General features: G+C 59.0%; 13 protein-coding genes, 4 tRNA genes and 1 pseudogene. 11 read left to right on the forward strand and 7 right to left on the reverse strand.

The features are described 5' to 3' along the window. The first annotated feature begins 287 nt into the window (after positions 1-287). Entirely contained in the window at positions 288-1,409 is a 1,122-nt protein-coding gene (locus KUF73_RS07245) for a beta-ketoacyl-ACP synthase III (RefSeq protein WP_218437356.1), read from the forward strand. A gap of 219 nt (positions 1,410-1,628) precedes the next feature. On the opposite strand, the gene xopAW is transcribed toward KUF73_RS07245, so the two are convergent. From xopAW to KUF73_RS07260, 3 genes are all read right to left on the reverse strand, one after another. Continuing rightward, complete coding sequence (gene xopAW / locus KUF73_RS07250) at positions 1,629-2,474, reverse strand: EF-hand domain-containing protein (protein ID WP_218437357.1); 846 nt, start codon at positions 2,472-2,474, stop codon at positions 1,629-1,631. A 214-nt stretch (positions 2,475-2,688) separates the two neighbouring features. Further along, entirely contained in the window at positions 2,689-3,738 is a 1,050-nt protein-coding gene (locus tag KUF73_RS07255) for a HAMP domain-containing sensor histidine kinase (RefSeq protein WP_218437358.1), read from the reverse strand. Continuing rightward, a complete protein-coding gene (locus KUF73_RS07260; protein ID WP_218437359.1) occupies positions 3,738-4,496 on the reverse strand; it encodes a response regulator in 759 nt (252 codons plus the stop codon). Before KUF73_RS07260 ends, KUF73_RS07255 begins: the two co-directional genes overlap by 1 nt. A gap of 293 nt (positions 4,497-4,789) precedes the next feature. Here KUF73_RS07260 and pyrF point away from each other — a divergent pair, with 293 nt between their 5' ends. Further along, positions 4,790-5,488: an orotidine-5'-phosphate decarboxylase gene (gene pyrF / locus KUF73_RS07265; RefSeq protein WP_172668695.1), complete on the forward strand. Its 699-nt coding sequence runs from the start codon at positions 4,790-4,792 to the stop codon at positions 5,486-5,488. A gap of 86 nt (positions 5,489-5,574) precedes the next feature. On the opposite strand, the gene KUF73_RS07270 is transcribed toward pyrF, so the two are convergent. Beyond that, positions 5,575-6,579 (reverse strand): NADP-dependent oxidoreductase, encoded by a 1,005-nt coding sequence (locus KUF73_RS07270; RefSeq protein WP_218437360.1) that lies wholly within the window; start codon positions 6,577-6,579, stop codon positions 5,575-5,577. Between the two features lie 236 nt (positions 6,580-6,815). Between KUF73_RS07270 and KUF73_RS07275 the strand changes: the two genes are divergently transcribed. The 4 genes and pseudogenes from KUF73_RS07275 to KUF73_RS31640 all read left to right on the forward strand — a co-directional run bounded on the left by KUF73_RS07275 (position 6,816) and on the right by KUF73_RS31640 (position 11,282). Next, a complete protein-coding gene (locus KUF73_RS07275; protein ID WP_218437361.1) occupies positions 6,816-7,577 on the forward strand; it encodes an SDR family oxidoreductase in 762 nt (253 codons plus the stop codon). 246 nt (positions 7,578-7,823) lie between these two features. Next, complete coding sequence (locus tag KUF73_RS07280; RefSeq protein WP_218437362.1) at positions 7,824-9,209, forward strand: PLP-dependent aminotransferase family protein; 1,386 nt, start codon at positions 7,824-7,826, stop codon at positions 9,207-9,209. A 1,017-nt stretch (positions 9,210-10,226) separates the two neighbouring features. Then, positions 10,227-10,421: pseudogene (locus KUF73_RS31635) on the forward strand (HAMP domain-containing protein); the annotation flags it as partial. Continuing rightward, entirely contained in the window at positions 10,419-11,282 is an 864-nt protein-coding gene (locus KUF73_RS31640) for a methyl-accepting chemotaxis protein (protein ID WP_371135422.1), read from the forward strand. The pseudogene KUF73_RS31635 and the gene KUF73_RS31640, both read left to right, overlap by 3 nt. Before the next feature lie 290 nt (positions 11,283-11,572). On the opposite strand, the gene KUF73_RS07290 is transcribed toward KUF73_RS31640, so the two are convergent. Further along, complete coding sequence (locus tag KUF73_RS07290; protein WP_256345452.1) at positions 11,573-12,331, reverse strand: hypothetical protein; 759 nt, start codon at positions 12,329-12,331, stop codon at positions 11,573-11,575. A 388-nt stretch (positions 12,332-12,719) separates the two neighbouring features. On the opposite strand from KUF73_RS07290, the gene KUF73_RS07295 reads away from it, so the two are divergent. The 4 genes from KUF73_RS07295 to KUF73_RS07310 all read left to right on the forward strand — a co-directional run bounded on the left by KUF73_RS07295 (position 12,720) and on the right by KUF73_RS07310 (position 13,132). Beyond that, positions 12,720-12,795, forward strand: a tRNA-Glu gene (locus KUF73_RS07295). Between the two features lie 2 nt (positions 12,796-12,797). Next, positions 12,798-12,873: transfer RNA gene (locus KUF73_RS07300), tRNA-Gly, on the forward strand. Positions 12,874-12,977: 104 nt separating this feature from the next. Then, positions 12,978-13,053, forward strand: a tRNA-Glu gene (locus KUF73_RS07305). A 3-nt stretch (positions 13,054-13,056) separates the two neighbouring features. Next, a tRNA-Gly gene (locus KUF73_RS07310) sits at positions 13,057-13,132 on the forward strand. Positions 13,133-13,247: 115 nt separating this feature from the next. Here the strand turns inward: KUF73_RS07310 and KUF73_RS07315 are convergent. Then, on the reverse strand, positions 13,248-13,886 hold the full coding sequence (locus KUF73_RS07315; protein WP_218437365.1) for a LysE family translocator: 639 nt from the start codon (positions 13,884-13,886) through the stop codon (positions 13,248-13,250). 126 nt (positions 13,887-14,012) lie between these two features. Further along, complete coding sequence (locus tag KUF73_RS07320) at positions 14,013-14,639, reverse strand: alanyl-tRNA editing protein (RefSeq protein ID WP_218437366.1); 627 nt, start codon at positions 14,637-14,639, stop codon at positions 14,013-14,015. 91 nt (positions 14,640-14,730) lie between these two features. Between KUF73_RS07320 and KUF73_RS07325 the strand changes: the two genes are divergently transcribed. After that, the gene (locus tag KUF73_RS07325) at positions 14,731-15,729 is read left to right on the forward strand and encodes a LysR family transcriptional regulator (protein WP_218437367.1); all 999 of its coding nucleotides are present in this window, start codon (positions 14,731-14,733) and stop codon (positions 15,727-15,729) included. Positions 15,730-15,739: the final 10 nt, after the last annotated feature.

Raw genomic sequence — 15,739 nt, forward strand, 5'->3', positions numbered from 1 at the left:
GCTGCGATCTTTTGATCTTTCTTTGTTGCGACGATAAAAGATCAAAAGATCACAGCCTTCGGCAGCTCCTACATGGAGTTGTGATCCAGCAAAAAGGGGCCAAAAGCCGACGTTTATGGCAAACTTCGCGCCTATAAACGCCGGCCCCGCGGTTTTGAGCCTTCCATGGTTCGGGCGGTACGGAATAAAGCGATGCCCAGGTTTGCTTCCCCGAGCGGGAGCGATCCCTTTGTGTGTTGGTACGACGGTGCCAATACTTTCTGCCTGAACAGATCAGAGACACGACCATGCATAACGTCGTCATCAGCGGCACCGGCCTTTACACTCCGGCCAACAGCATCTCCAACGAAGAGCTGGTGCAGTCTTTCAATACTTATGTGGTGCAATTCAACGCCGATAACGCCGATGCCATCGCCCGCGGCGAAGTCGAGGCGTTGACCGAGTCCAGCGCAGCGTTTATCGAAAAAGCCTCTGGCATCAAAAGCCGCTTTGTCATGGACAAGGAAGGCATCCTCGACCCGCAACGCATGGCGCCACGCCTGCCGGAGCGCTCGAACGACGAATGGTCGGTGCTCTGCCAGATGGCCATTGGCGCGGCCGAACAAGCCCTGCAACGTGCGGGCAAAACCGCAGCGGACATCGACGGTGTGATCGTCGCCTGCTCCAACCTGCAGCGCGCCTACCCGGCCATTGCCATTGAAGTTCAGGAAGCACTGGGCATCCAGGGTTTCGGTTTTGACATGAACGTGGCGTGTTCTTCGGCGACCTTCGGCATCCAGACCGCTGCCAACAGCATCCAGCTGGGCCAGGCCCGGGCGATCCTGATGGTCAATCCGGAAGTCTGCACCGGCCACTTGAACTTCCGCGACCGCGACAGCCACTTCATCTTCGGCGACGCTGCCACCGCAGTGATCATCGAGCGTGCCGACCTCGCCACGTCCAAGTACCAGTTCGACATTGTCAGCACCAAGTTGCTGACCAAGTTCTCCAACAACATCCGCAACAACTTCGGCTTCCTCAACCGCGCAGCGGAAGAGGGCGTTGGTGCCAGGGATAAGCTGTTCGTGCAGGAAGGCCGCAAGGTGTTCCGCGATGTGTGCCCGATGGTGGCCGAGCTGGTCGCGACGCACCTGTCGGAGAACCAGCTAAACGTCAGCGACGTGAAGCGCTTCTGGCTGCACCAGGCCAACCTCAGCATGAACCACCTGATCGTCAAGAAACTGCTCGGTCGCGACGCTACCGAACAGGAAGCACCGGTGATTCTCGACACCTATGCCAACACCAGTTCCGCAGGTTCCGTGATTGCGTTTCACAAGAACCAGGATGACCTGCCTGCCGGCTCGCTGGCAGTGCTCAGCTCGTTCGGTGCCGGTTACTCGATCGGCAGCGTGATACTGCGCAAGCGCTGAGCTACGCAGTGTGTCAGTCAACATCGTTGCGGGCTGACCCACCGCCCTCGCGAGCAAGCTCGGCTCCTACAGGTGTCGGTTGGTTTACAAATATTGCACCCGACACAAACTCTGTAGGAGCGAGGCTTGCCCGCGAAGAGGCCATCACATTCAACAGAGATGTTGCCTGACACACCGCTTTCGCGGGCAAGCCTCGCTCCTGCAACGAGGCTAATTGCCTCAGGTCGCCACGTTCAGGTACTTGCCCACGCTCGCCACGTTGTCGAGCGAATATTGCTTGCTCAGGTTGGCGATCATTTTGTTCAGCGCTTCGCGGGTGGCGGATTGCGTCGTGGTGCTGTCGCTGTTTTGCTCGCGGCCGGCTTGCAGTGCGGCTTTGAGTTCATCGCTGCTGACGCCGCCGCTGCTGTCGCTATCCAGAACCTTGAGCAATGCGGCGCTGGTGTCGGTGCTGGTCGATGAATCACTGGCCTGCAACGCGCTGCTCAGCTCGGTGGCGCTGACGCTGCCATCACTGTCGGCGTCCAGGCTGCTGAACAGTTCATCGCTGGACATTTGCTGCGGTGGGGGCGGTGGCGGCGCAAGGCTGGCGGCCAGTTCGTCCTTGCTGACGGTGCCGTCCTGGTTCTTGTCCAGGGCCGAGAAGATCTCTTTGCTGTCGGCTGTGCTGCCGGCGCTGGTCAGGCCATTGCTCAGCTCGTCGCTGCTGATGGCGCCGTCGCCGTCGGCATCCAGTGCACTGATCAGTGCGTCAGCCAGTTCGGTGTCCGGGGCCTGATCCCGGGGCGGTGGCGGCGGAGGGGCCATGGCGGCCATTTCTTCGCTGCTCAGGTTGCCACTGTCGTCGCTGTCCAGGTCTGCAAAATTTTTGCTCAGGTTAACCAGCAAGCCATCGTCGCTTTTCTGCGACAGCGCGCTCTTGAGTTCATCCTGATCCACCGCGCCGTCGCTGTTGGTGTCGAGTTTGGCCAACAGTTCTTTCTGGAACTGTTGCGAGCGGGCGCTATTGGTTGTGGTACTGCTGGTGCTGGTATAGCTCGTGTAATTGCTGACGCTACCGATCATTGGACTCACTCCCTGGAATGGAAAACCGGTGGGTGCACCGGCTTATGCAGACTCAAGGGGCAAGGTGTCGTGGGTATGTGAGGTTTGTACCGGTCGGTACACATGAGATAAGTGTCTGATGCAAAGTCAAAAGATCGCAGCCTGCGGCAGCTCCTACTGGGGATCGCCTTTCAATGTAGGAGCTGCCGAAGGCTGCGATCTTTGTTGCTGCGCCTCAAACTCTGGGCAAACGAATAATCGCAGTCAACCCGCCACCGTGCGTCTCTTCCAGGCTCAATTGCCCGCCCAGCCGCTCCGCCGCCTCGCGGGCGATGGTCATGCCCAGGCCGACACCACCGGAATTGCGATTGCGTGAACCCTCCAGGCGGAAGAACGGTTCAAACACCGCTTCGCGTTGCTCCGCCGCGATCCCCGGCCCATGGTCGATGACCCGGATGATCAACTGCTCGCGATGGTCTTCAAGGCTGATCAGCGCCTGCCCGGCATAACGCAGGGCGTTGTCCAGCAGGTTGTTGATGCAGGAACGCAGCGCCATCGGCTGCACTTGCAGCGGCGCGCAGTGACCGCTGGCCTGTACATCGGCGCCCTGGTCCTGGGCGTTTTCGCTCAAGGACTCAATCAGCGCCTGCACGTCCATCCACTGCGGCGCCTCGCTGGTGCGTTGTTCGTGCAGATAAGTAAGGGTGGCGTCGAGCATGCTGATCATGTCGTCCAGATCCTGACGCATCTGGCCTTGCAGCTTGTCATCGTCGATCTGTTCCAGCCGCAGCTTGAGCCGCGACAGCGGTGTGCGCAGATCGTGGGACACCGCGCCGAGCATGCGCGAGCGCTGCTTCACTTGCTCGATGATCCTTCGTTGCATCTTGTTGAAGGTGTGCGCCGCTTGCCGTGCTTCCCGGGGACCTGACTCTTCCAATGGGTGGCTGTCGAGGTTTTCGCTCAAGCGCTCGGCCGCGTCACTGAGGCGCTGGATCGGCCGACTCAACAATTTGGCACCGTACCAGGCGGCAATGATCAGCGAGATCAACTGAAAGGTCAGCGGTACCAGCGGCCCGCCGAACCACGGCCGTGGCGGCCGGTTTGCGAAGCGCGGGTCCGGTGCGGGGCGTTGTCCGTCGAAGGCTTCGGAAAATTCCGGCGGTGGCGGAGGTGGCGGCGGGCCGTAATAGTGAAACCAGGCAAACGCCAGCAAGTGCGCCAGGATAATCGCCACCAGCAGCACGCCAAACAGGCGGCCGAAGAGCGTATCGAAGCGCCCTCGCATCAGCCGATGTCTCTGGCGTCGAACAGGTAGCCCTCACCGCGCACGGTCTTGATCAGCTGCGGCGCTTTTGGGTCATCACCGAGTTTTTGCCGCAGGCGCGAGACCAGCAGGTCTATGCTGCGATCAAAGGCTTCGATCGAGCGACCGCGGGCGGCGTCCAGCAGTTGTTCGCGGCTGAGGACCCGACGCGGACGTTCAATGAACACCCACAACAGACGGAATTCGGCGTTGGACAGCGGCACTACCAGGCCATCATCGGCGATCAGTTGACGCAATACGCTGTTCAAGCGCCAGTTGTCGAAGCGGATGTTGGCCCGTTGTTCAGTGCGGTCGTCGCGCACCCGGCGCAGGATGGTCTGGATGCGTGCTACCAGTTCGCGCGGCTCAAATGGCTTGGCCATGTAATCGTCGGCGCCCAGTTCCAGGCCGATGATTCGATCGGTGGGTTCGCAGCGGGCGGTGAGCATCAGGATCGGGATGTCGGATTCGGCGCGCAGCCAGCGGCACAGCGACAGGCCGTCTTCGCCGGGCAGCATCAGGTCGAGCACAACCACATCGAAATGCTCGGCTTGCAGGGCCAGGCGCATCGCGGCGCCATCGGTGACGCCGCTGGCGTGGATGTTGAACCGGGCCAGGTAATCGATCATCAATTCACGGATCGGGACGTCATCGTCGACGATCAGGGCGCGAATGCTCCAGCGTTTGTCGTCGCCGGGCGCTTTTTGATCGTCGTTCACAGGTGCGTGGGTGTTGTGCATGCGTGCGTTCATCTGCCAGGTAGGCTGCCAACCACAAAGATAGGCTGCGAGGTTGTGGCTTCAGCATAGGCGTCCGGCCCGGAGGCGGGAAGTGCTGTAAGGACGTGTTGCGGCAGCCGAGGGTAACGGGCAAGGGTGTTGTGGGCGTGTCGGGACTGTACCGGACTCGACACAATCACGCCAAAGGCTAGTCTTGCCTGAGCGTTCTCGACGATTTACCGATCATCGGGTCCCGCAGCAGCGCTGGTTCCGCTACAATGCGCGCCGATTTCGACCTGCCTGAGAGCCCACTCATGTCCGCCTGCCAGACTCCTATCATCGTCGCCCTGGATTTCCCTACCCGTGACGCCGCACTGAAGCTGGCCGATCAGTTGGACCCGAAACTGTGCCGCGTCAAAGTCGGTAAAGAACTGTTCACCAGCTGCGCCTCGGAAATCGTCGGTACCTTGCGTGACAAAGGTTTCGAAGTGTTCCTGGACCTGAAATTCCACGACATTCCCAACACCACCGCCATGGCGGTCAAGGCTGCTGCGGAGATGGGCGTGTGGATGGTCAACGTGCATTGTTCCGGTGGCCTGCGCATGATGGCCGCGTGCCGTGAAGTGCTGGACAAGCGCAGCGGCCCGCAACCGCTGTTGATCGGCGTGACCGTCCTGACCAGCATGGAGCGTGAAGACCTGGCGGGTATCGGTCTGGATATCGAGCCGCAGGAACAGGTATTGCGCCTGGCCGCATTGGCGGAAAAAGCCGGGATGGACGGTCTGGTGTGTTCTGCCCTGGAAGCCCAGGCCCTGAAATCGGCGCACCCGTCGCTGCAACTGGTGACCCCGGGGATTCGCCCGGCGGGCAGCGCCCAGGACGACCAGCGCCGCATTCTGACCCCGCGTCAGGCGCTGGATGCCGGTTCCGATTACCTGGTGATTGGCCGTCCGATCAGCCAGGCGGCTGATCCGGCGAAGGCGTTGGCTTCGGTAGTGGCTGAGCTGGCCTAAAAAGATCGCAGCCTCCGGCAGCTTCTACATGGGATCGCGTTCCCCTGTAGGAGCTGGCGCAGCCTGCGATCTTTTGATCTTCTCGGTTAAACCTTCAACACCAACTTGCCGAAATTCTCGCCGCTGAACAATTTCATCAGCGTCTCCGGGAAAGTTTCCAGGCCTTCCACGATATCTTCCTTGCTCTTGAGCTGCCCCTTGGCCATCCAGCCGGCCATTTCCTGCGCGGCGCTGGCGTATTGGGCGGCGTAGTCCATCACCACGAAGCCTTCCATCCGCGCGCGGTTGACCAGCAACGACAGGTAATTGGCCGGGCCCTTGACCGCTTCTTTATTGTTGTACTGGCTGATGGCGCCGCAGATCACCACCCGCGCCTTGAAATTCAAGCGGCTTAGCACTGCATCGAGAATGTCGCCGCCGACGTTATCGAAATACACGTCGACGCCTTTCGGGCATTCGCGCTTGAGGCCGGCGATGACGTCTTCACTCTTGTAGTCGATGGCACCATCGAACCCCAACTCATCGATCAGGAACTTGCACTTGTCCGCGCCGCCGGCGATGCCGACCACCCGGCAACCTTTGATCTTGGCAATCTGCCCGGCAATGCTGCCCACCGCACCGGCCGCGCCCGACAGCACCACGGTGTCACCGGCTTTCGGTGCGCCGACATCGAGCAGGGCGAAGTAAGCCGTCATGCCGGTCATGCCGAGCGCGGACAAATAGCGCGGCAGCGGCGCCAGTTTCGGATCGACCTTGTAGAAACCGCGTGGCTCGCCGAGGAAATAATCCTGCACACCCAGTGCACCGTTGACGTAGTCCCCGACCGCGAAGCCAGGATTGTTCGACGCCACGACTTTGCCGACGCCCAAGGCGCGCATGACTTCACCGAGACCCACCGGCGGGATATAGGACTTGCCCTCGTTCATCCAGCCACGCATGGCCGGGTCCAGGGATAGGTACTCGTTTTTGACCAGGATTTGACCGTCAGCCGGATCACCGACCGGAACTTCCTGATAGGTGAACGTCTCGCGCGTTGCTGCGCCCACTGGGCGTTTGGCGAGCAGGAATTGGCGATTGGTCTGGGTAGTCATGACAGGCACTCAAGATGAATGAAACCTTGTTGATAGACCTTCAGGCGCGATGCCGCAAGTTTGGCTGATGCGGCGAATGCAGGCTGATCCAGTGCAGTGATAGTTGGTACGACTGCTCCATCACTGCGACTCATGGGTAACCAACCGGCCTTCTGATAGTGCTGCCGTGACATGGGGCGCTGTGGCTAGACTGGAAAAACGCGATCCCCCGCCTACTTCTCTTCGAGGACATAACAATGAGCATGACGTTTTCCGGTCAGGTCGCCGTAGTGACGGGTGCCGCCAATGGTATTGGCCGTGCGACTGCCCAGGCGTTTGCCGTTGAAGGCTTGAAGGTGGTTGTCGCCGACATGGACACGGCGGGCGGCGAGGGCACGGTGGCGCTGATTCGTACGGCGGGCGGCGAAGCGACCTTCGTACGCTGCAATGTCACCGTGGAAAGCGATGTAAAAAATCTGATGGACGAAGTGGTGAATACCTACGGCCGTCTCGACTATGCCTTCAACAATGCCGGTATCGAAATCGAGAAGGGAAAACTGGCCGAGGGCACGGTCGACGAGTTCGACGCGATCATGGGCGTCAACGTCAAAGGTGTCTGGCTGTGCATGAAGTACCAGTTGCCGTTGCTGTTGGCCCAGGGTGGCGGCGCTATCGTCAACACTGCTTCGGTGGCCGGCCTTGGGGCTGCGCCGAAAATGAGCATCTACGCGGCCTCCAAGCACGCCGTGATCGGCCTGACCAAATCAGCGGCGATCGAATACGCCAAGAAAAAGATTCGGGTCAACGCAGTGTGCCCGGCGGTGATCGACACCGACATGTTCCGTCGCGCTTATGAAGCCGATCCGAAGAAAGGCGAGTTCGCCAATGCCATGCACCCGGTGGGTCGCATTGGCAAGGTCGAGGAAATCGCCAGTGCGGTGCTGTACCTGTGCAGCGATGGCGCAGCGTTCACCACCGGGCATTCGCTGGCCGTGGATGGTGGCGTCACAGCGTTCTGAAACAATCTGCAGGAAACACTGAACCTGTTGGGAGCGAGCCTGCTCGCGAAGAAGGTAACAGCCGACATTAATGTTGACTGACACACCGCTTTCGCGGGCAGGATCGCTCCCACAGGTTTTTTGTTCGCTTTGCAGGAGTGTGTTTCAAATGGTTAAAACCACCGGTTTTGGCGGCGTTGTCGCACATCCCGTCGAGCGCTCCTGTGATTAACTGTTGGCGCAAAACCAACAGGAGTTTGCTTGCTCATGGAGTTGAGAATCGATCGACAGGCATTGGTGCCGGTCGTACAGCAAATCGTCGACGCGCTGGTCTGCTGGCTCCGTTGCAACGACGTGGCGCCGGGAGCGCGGTTGCCGTCGGTGCGGCACATTGCGCGGATCAATTTGCTCAGCCAGTCCTGTGTCGTCGAGGCTTGTGAACGTCTGGTGGCGCAAGGGCTGCTGGTGTCGCGCCAGGGGGCCGGCTTCTTTGTCGCGGCTGCGGAGCCGATTGCTCAGGAGAAACAGGATCTTTCATGGTTCGAAGGCGCAGAAGTCAGACACAGCCTTTCCTTCGGCGAGTTGAAGCTGGGCGATGGCGGGCTGCCGGAAAGCTGGCGTGAAACGGACGACTTGAGTTACGCGATCCGGCAGGTCAGTCGCACCGACATGGCCGGCCTGTTCAACTACAGCACGCCCTTGGGGTTGCCGGCCTTGCGCCAACAGATCCTCAAGCGCCTGATACAACTGGACATCAAGGTAGATGACAACCGGATACTGACCACGGCGGGTGCCAGCCAGGGACTGGACCTGATCGTGCGAACGTTGCTCAAGCCCGGTGATTGTGTGGTGGTGGAAAGTCCCGGTTACCCCATGCTGTTCGATTTGCTCAAGCTGCACGCCATCCGCATGCTCGAAATTCCGCGAACGCCAACCGGGCCGGATGTTGCAGCCTTGGAAGCATTGCTTCTGGAACACCGGCCTCGCGGATTGTTCATCAACAGCTTTTATCACAACCCGACAGGCAGCAGCCTGACGCCGACTGTGGCGCGACGAGTCCTGCAACTGGCGAAAGCCCATGGAATGCTGGTCATTGAAGACGATGTGTATGCGGATCTGCACAGCGGCCCGGGTACGCGTCTCGCCGCGCTGGATGACAGCGTGATCTATGTCGGCAGTTACTCCAAGACGCTCAGCAGTTCCCTGCGTGTCGGCTTCGTGGTTGCCGGTGCCGAAGTGGTCGCGCGATTGGCCGAGGTCAAGATGATCAGCAGCATGGGCGCTTCAGGATTTTGCGAATCGGTGCTGGCTTGTCTGTTGGCCAATGGCGCCTATCGCAAGTTGGTACAACGCCAGCGCCAGCGCTTGAGCAGCGACAGGCAGGCGGCGCTGCAGGTACTGGAAGACGCTGAGTGGGAAGTTTTCGGCAGGCCTGTCGGTGGCCTGTTCATCTGGGCGCGATCACGGATGTCCGACTACGCTCTGGTCCTGGCTCAGGCGCAACGCCACGGTGTTTTGCTGTCCTCGAAGACGGCCTTCAGCCCCACCGGTGAGGCCCACGACTGGCAGCGTATCAATGTGGCCCATGCCTGTGATCCGCGAGCCCGGGCATTTTTTCAGGCCACCGCTCCGGATCGACCTCAAGCGTCCTGAAAACGACGTTGGCGTAGCTTTTTGCCATTATTCCGATGCCAAAGACTTGTGTTGCCAAAGACCCGTTGCGACTCTGCGTCTACAGATTATGGCAGGGGACTAAGTGCAATGATTTCGGCCGTGCAAGGACGTTTTGCCAACCTCGGTATGGCAAAAAAACTGGGTATCGGGTTTGTGCTGGTGCTGTTGTTGACCGCCCTGGTGGCGGCCATCGGCGTCTGGTCCCTGCAAACCATCAGCCAGCGCTTCGACGGGCTCAAGCAAATGTCGTCGCTCAACAGCGGTTTGCTCAAGGTGCGCCTGCTGGAGCAGGAGTACGCCTTGCACGGCAACCCGAAAACCGCCGACGCCCTGCACGAAGGTGTTGACGGCTTGATTGCCCTGGCGACCCAGCTCAAGACGCAGTCTGCGGCCAACGTGCCGGTGATGACTGACGTCGAACAGTCTCTGGGCGCTTATCGCAAGGCTTTCGACGAGTTCGTCTCGCTCAGTCAGGCCAAGGACCTGGCGCTGGAAATGGCCAGTTGGTCGGTGTCCAGCGTGGCCAATAACCTCGATGTGCTGCAGTCGGGTCTCGCCGATGACGGTGCCTATACCTTGAAGAATTCCGAAGGCAAGGATGGTGCGCAATTTCTTGAGCAAGCCAGTCAGGTCAGCCAGGTATCCCGGTTGATGTTGCAAGCGATGAACGAGGCGCGCGTGCGTCTGGATCAAAGCCGCAAGGGTGATGACAGCGCGGGTCAAGGCAAGATCGAACAGGCCAGTCAGGCACTGACCCAGGCCGAGCAACTGAAAACCACGGTCAAGGATGAGGGTTACCAGACCGTGCTCAACGAAGTGACCGGCCATATCGCCAGTTTCAGTGACAAGCTCGCTGAGTACACCGGCTTGCTGGAGCAGGAAAAAACCGTCTATCAGCAATTGCATCAACGCGCCGACCAAGTGGTGGCGCGGGTCGACCAGGCCTATGTCGCTGAAGACCAGTCGATGCAGACTGAATTGAAAAAGAACTCGCTGATGATCATCGGTTCCTCCGCGCTGGCGCTGCTGGTCGGGTTGATTGCGGCCTGGGTGATTACTCGGTTGATTGTGGCTCCGCTGCGCAGTGTGATTCGTGTGGCGCAACAGATCGCCTCGGGTGATTTGAGCGGGACGGTCGAAGTGACCCGTCGTGACGAGATTGGCCAGCTGATGCAAGCCATGCAGCAGATGGGAGCAGGACTGAGCCACATCGTCAGCGGTTTGCAGGCGGGTATCGAGCAACTGGCAACTTCAGCGCAATCGCTGTCCGCGGTGACTGAGCAAACCAACCTCGAAGTCAGCAGCCAGAAGGAAGAAACCGAACAGGTCGCCACGGCCATGAACCAGATGACTGCTACCGTGCACGACGTCGCGCGTAACGCGGAGGAAGCCGCCCAGGCGGCGCAAACGGCGGACGGCAAGGTTGAAAGTGGTCAGCATGTGGTGCGTCAGAGCATGGCGCGAATCGAGCAATTGGCGGACTCGGCTACGTCGGCCAGTTCGAGCATCGAAAGCCTGAGCGCGGAAATCCAGAACATAGGCACCGTGCTCAGCGTCATCAAGAGCGTGGCGGAGCAGACCAACCTGCTGGCACTCAATGCAGCCATCGAAGCGGCGCGGGCAGGTGAGCAGGGCAGGGGCTTTGCCGTGGTGGCGGATGAAGTGCGGGCCCTGGCCAAGCGTACCCAGCAATCGACCGAGGAGATCGAACGATTGGTCAGTGCCTTGCGCACGGCGGCGCAGGCGTCGGTGCAGCAAATTCAGAGCAGTGGCGAGCTGGTGAAGCTGGCGGTCAGCGATGCGTTGCAGACCGAGAGTGCGCTGGGGAGCATTGCGTCGGCCGTGTCGTTGATTCAGCAGATGAACCAGCAGATCGCTGCGGCGGCCGAGGAACAGAGTTCGGTGGCCGAGGAGATTAATCGCAGCGTCACCAGTATTCGCGCCAGTGCGGATCAGTCTTCGTTGGCGATGCAGGGCAATGCGGCATCGAGTATCGAGCTGGCGCAGTTGGGGGTTGAGTTGAAGGGGATGGTGGGGCATTTCAGGCTTTGAGCCTTGCACTGCTTTGTGACTTGCAAGCTGAGTTCATATCCATTGCTGCGGTAACGGCGGCTAATCCGGGATCCATACCGGGTGGCCCTCTGGGCAGAACCGGATCGAAGCTCTCAATAGGGCAAGAAGATCAAGATCAAAAGATCGCAGCCTTCGGCAGCTCCTGCAGGGGATGTGTTTCATGTAGGAGCTGCCGAAGGCTGCGATCTTTTAATCTTGTACCCACCACCCAATCCCAACACAAAAAAAAAGCCACCTCGATCGGTGGCTTTCTTTTCTACTTTCTCTGATCAGTCGTAGATCACTTTCTTCTTCCAGTCCGCATCTGCCTCGACGTCTTTGAGGCCTACGGTCAATTGGTTCTCTTCGCCTTCTACCGGTGCAATGCGGTCCATGACTTGTGCGTTGGCGCGGCCCAGGAGTTTTTCCAGGTATTCCAGCTGTTCGGCGTAGATCTGTGGTTCCTGCTGTTTACGCAGGTACTGCACGCCGCGTTCGAACGCCAGGCGCGCCTGACCGGGCTGATTCTGTTGCAGGGAGTGCTGCCCGAGGTTGTTGAAAAACTCGATATGCAGCAACACCAGAATATGGCGCACTTCGCGGATCCAGCGCTTGGCTTCGTTCGGCGGCAGAAAGCCGTCCTGGGCGGCGCGGGTGATCTGGCCGTGCAGGGCTTCGAGCAGGAAGCGTACATCCTTGGCCTTGGCTTCGGTCTGGATCGGTGCCGGCGGGTTATTGACCGGGATCGATTCGCCTTGTGCCGTCAGAGTCTCCAGTTCGGTGATGCGTGCCCTGAGGTTGGAACTGGTTTTTTCCAGGTTCAACAGACGCTGGCAGACATTCAACTCCAAGCGTGTCAGCAGCAGCTTGAGCGCTGGTGTCATCAATTGGCCGGGGAAGGTCTCGGTGATCTCGCCGCAACGGCGCAGGCGGTCGTTGAGTTCAACCTTGGTACGGGCCCTTTCCACCTTGTTGTTTTCCACCACATGGTTGATGTAGCCAATGGCGATCAAGAGTGCGATCCCGGCTACGACTAGCAGGGTGATCATGAGTGGTGTCACCGGTAAGACCTCTTTTTAGGGTTCGCATGCGAGTGTAGTGGCTCGGCATTTAAGCGCCTAGCGTGACTCGACGAGTTGGTTCGGCATGGCTCTACCTGTATCGGCCGCAGCCCTGCTTATATAAATGCTGGCACTCATGGAGCAGATTGCCATCAGTCATGGCGTGGACTATAACGTCTTGGCGAGTGTCAGAATATAGGCGCCAAACACCGGGCGGCGGAAAATCCGGATTGGTGCCTTAAAGCACGGCGAAGTCATTGATTTAAATAAATTTATATCAGGGGGTTGACGACCTCTCAATCCATCCATAGAATGCGCGCCACTTGCAGCGTAAAGCACACAGCGAAACGAAGCAGGGAGTGAATGTTGTACGTGTGTCCCCTTCGTCTAGTGGCCTAGGACACCGCCCTTTCACGGCGGTAACAGGGGTTCGAGTCCCCTAGGGGACGCCAATGCGGGAATAGCTCAGTTGGTAGAGCACGACCTTGCCAAGGTCGGGGTCGCGAGTTCGAGTCTCGTTTCCCGCTCCAATTTTAAACAGCGTTGCTTTCGGGCAGGGCTGAGTGAAACCAGAACCAAGTCTTCGGATGCGGATCTGGACACCGAAACACACACCATGTGTTCCGGGTAGCGTGTCCCCTTCGTCTAGTGGCCTAGGACACCGCCCTTTCACGGCGGTAACAGGGGTTCGAGTCCCCTAGGGGACGCCATTTGCGGGAATAGCTCAGTTGGTAGAGCACGACCTTGCCAAGGTCGGGGTCGCGAGTTCGAGTCTCGTTTCCCGCTCCATATTTAACAAAAACGCCGCTCATTGAGCGGCGTTTTTGTTTGTGCGTAATTTGAGTCTGAAAAAGAAAAAGGCCCGCCAGTCTGACTGAGCGGGCCTTCTCTTTATGCGGTGGTTTTACATCGACAGAATCAACCGCCCGGCAAACAGGATCAAAATCACCCCCATGGTGCGTTCGAACCAGTGCCCCATGCGCAGAAATAACAATCGCACCCTGTTGCTGGAAAAGAACAATGCAACGATCACAAACCACAGCGCGTTCACGAAACACATCCACACACCGTACAGCGCTTGAATCTTCAGGGGGGTCGTAGCGCTGATCAGGGTGGTGAAAATCGCCAGGAAAAACAAAGTGGCCTTGGGGTTGGTGGCGTTGGTCAGAAAACCTGTGGTGAAGGCCTTCGGCAGCGATTGCTCGACGACGGGTTCGTCAGCCGCTTTATCGCCTTCCAGCACTGATTTTGGCTGACTGCGCAGCAGGTTTACGCCCAGGTACAGGATGTAAGCACCGCCCGCGACCTTGGCTACCGTCAACAGCCATGGGAGGGCGTGCATCAATGCTCCAACGCCCAGCAAGGTGTACAGCACATGCACGGAAATGCCGGCACCAATGCCCAGGGCGGTGCAGATGCCCACCACTCGGCCGAAACGCACGCTCTGGCGGATGGTCACGGCAAAATCCGGTCCGGGAGCAACCACGGCGAGAAAGTGGATGGTTGCCAGCGCCAAAAACTCGCCCAGATAATTGGAAAGCATTTCAACTCCAGAAGGTTAGGCGCGAAGTAGCCGACAAAGTAGGGAAGGGCTCACGCGAGGCTCGCGAGCAGCCAGGGCAACGAGCCTTCCCCGGAGGCAGGCGATGCTGTAGTCACGCCCGAATTCTCAGTCCACTTGGTAGTGGACGGACAAAATCCCTTTCTTCTGCGAAAGGGAAGCAATCTTGACTGCACCCAAATCCTTCAGGCTGCGTACGTGGGTGCCGCCGCAACCATAGGCGGGTAGTTCGCCGAAACCGATTTCCCGGGCGCCTTCGCGCAGCGAGGTCAGGCGCGGCAGATCATCGGCAATCCACTGTTCGATGCCGTGCGCGACCGTATCGGCATCAACTTCTTTTGCGGACTCTGTCGGTTTGAATTGCACGCGTCCTTCGCCTGGCCAGTGGTGGGCCTTGATCGGCATCCAGCGCATGGCCTGGACAAAATGGCCGATCAAGTGTCCGGCCGAATGCATGCGCGTGTTGAATTGGCGACGCTGTTCGTCGATGCGGATCTGGGTCATGCCGATTTTTACCGGACGATCGACGAAATGAATAATCCGGTCCGGGTCCTGAACCACGCGCAGCACTTGGCTTTCGCCAATCCAGCCGGTATCACAGGGTTGGCCGCCGCCCTGTGGGTGAAACAACGTTGCGCGCAGAACCACGGCGAACTCGTTCTCGTGGGGCGTGCAATCCAGGACTTCCACATTGGCCTTGAGGTCATCACTATGGAAAAAGAGGCGAAGCGTCATGTTCCAGGCTCGTAATCAAATTTCTATTTTTTATTATATGAAGCGCGGAATAACGTGATAATCCGTTCAAACTTCAAAGGACTGTTGCGTTGTGAGCATAAATCTTCCACTGCCGCTGCTCGGTGAAATGGCGATTTTCGTCAAGGTTGTCGAGACCGGGAGCTTCTCCGAGGCGGCCCGCCAGTTGGGTTCATCGCCTTCGGCGGTCAGCCGCAGCATCTCGCGTCTGGAAAAGGCGCTCGCTACCCGCCTGCTGCAACGCACCACGCGCAAATTGCGCCTGAGCGACGGTGGCGAGGAAGTGTTCAAGCGTTGCCAGGACATGGTCAGCGCCGCCAGATCGGTGATGGAAATCAGCGGTCAGTTCACCGATGAAGCCGAGGGGCTGGTGCGTCTGAGCGTGCCAAAAGCGGTGGGCCGGATCGTGATTCACCCCCATATGCCCGAGTTTTTACGCCGTTATCCCAAAGTGGATGTAGAGCTGTTGCTTGAAGATCGTCAGGTGGATTTGATCGATGATCACGTCGACCTGGCGATTCGCATCACTGATCGCCCGCCTTCGGGGCTTGTGGGGCGGCAGTTGCTGACGATTGACCATTTGCTCTGCGCGACACCGCAGTATCTGGCCGAACACGGAACGCCGACTCATCCCCATGACTTGCTCAACCACAGTTGCATTTACCTGGGTGAAACCCCGAGCGATGCGCGCTGGAAATTCAAGAAAGGCACTAAGACGGTCACTGTCGGTGTGCGCGGACGTTATGCCGCCAATCATACTGGCGTACGTTTTGGCGCTGTATTGCAGCACATCGGCATTGGCAGCCTGCCGTACTTCACGGCGCGCCGAGCCTTGGAGAAGGGGTTGATGGTGCAAGTATTGCCGGACTGGACTTTCCTGGCGTCCTACCACGGAGGCGCCTGGTTGCTGCATTCGCCAACCCGATACATGCCGCCAAAAATACGCGTGCTGATTGATTATCTGGTGGAGTGTCTGGAGAAGGAGCCGACTTTGAGCAAACCGGGTAAGTCGAGCGGTCTGGTGACGGCCGTATCGGAGTATGAGCTGCCCGAGAGCGACGGTTTGTTTTAAAAAACAAAAA

Origin of the sequence: Pseudomonas sp. PD9R (assembly GCF_019200975.1) — a bacterium.
Lineage (GTDB): Bacteria > Pseudomonadota > Gammaproteobacteria > Pseudomonadales > Pseudomonadaceae > Aquipseudomonas.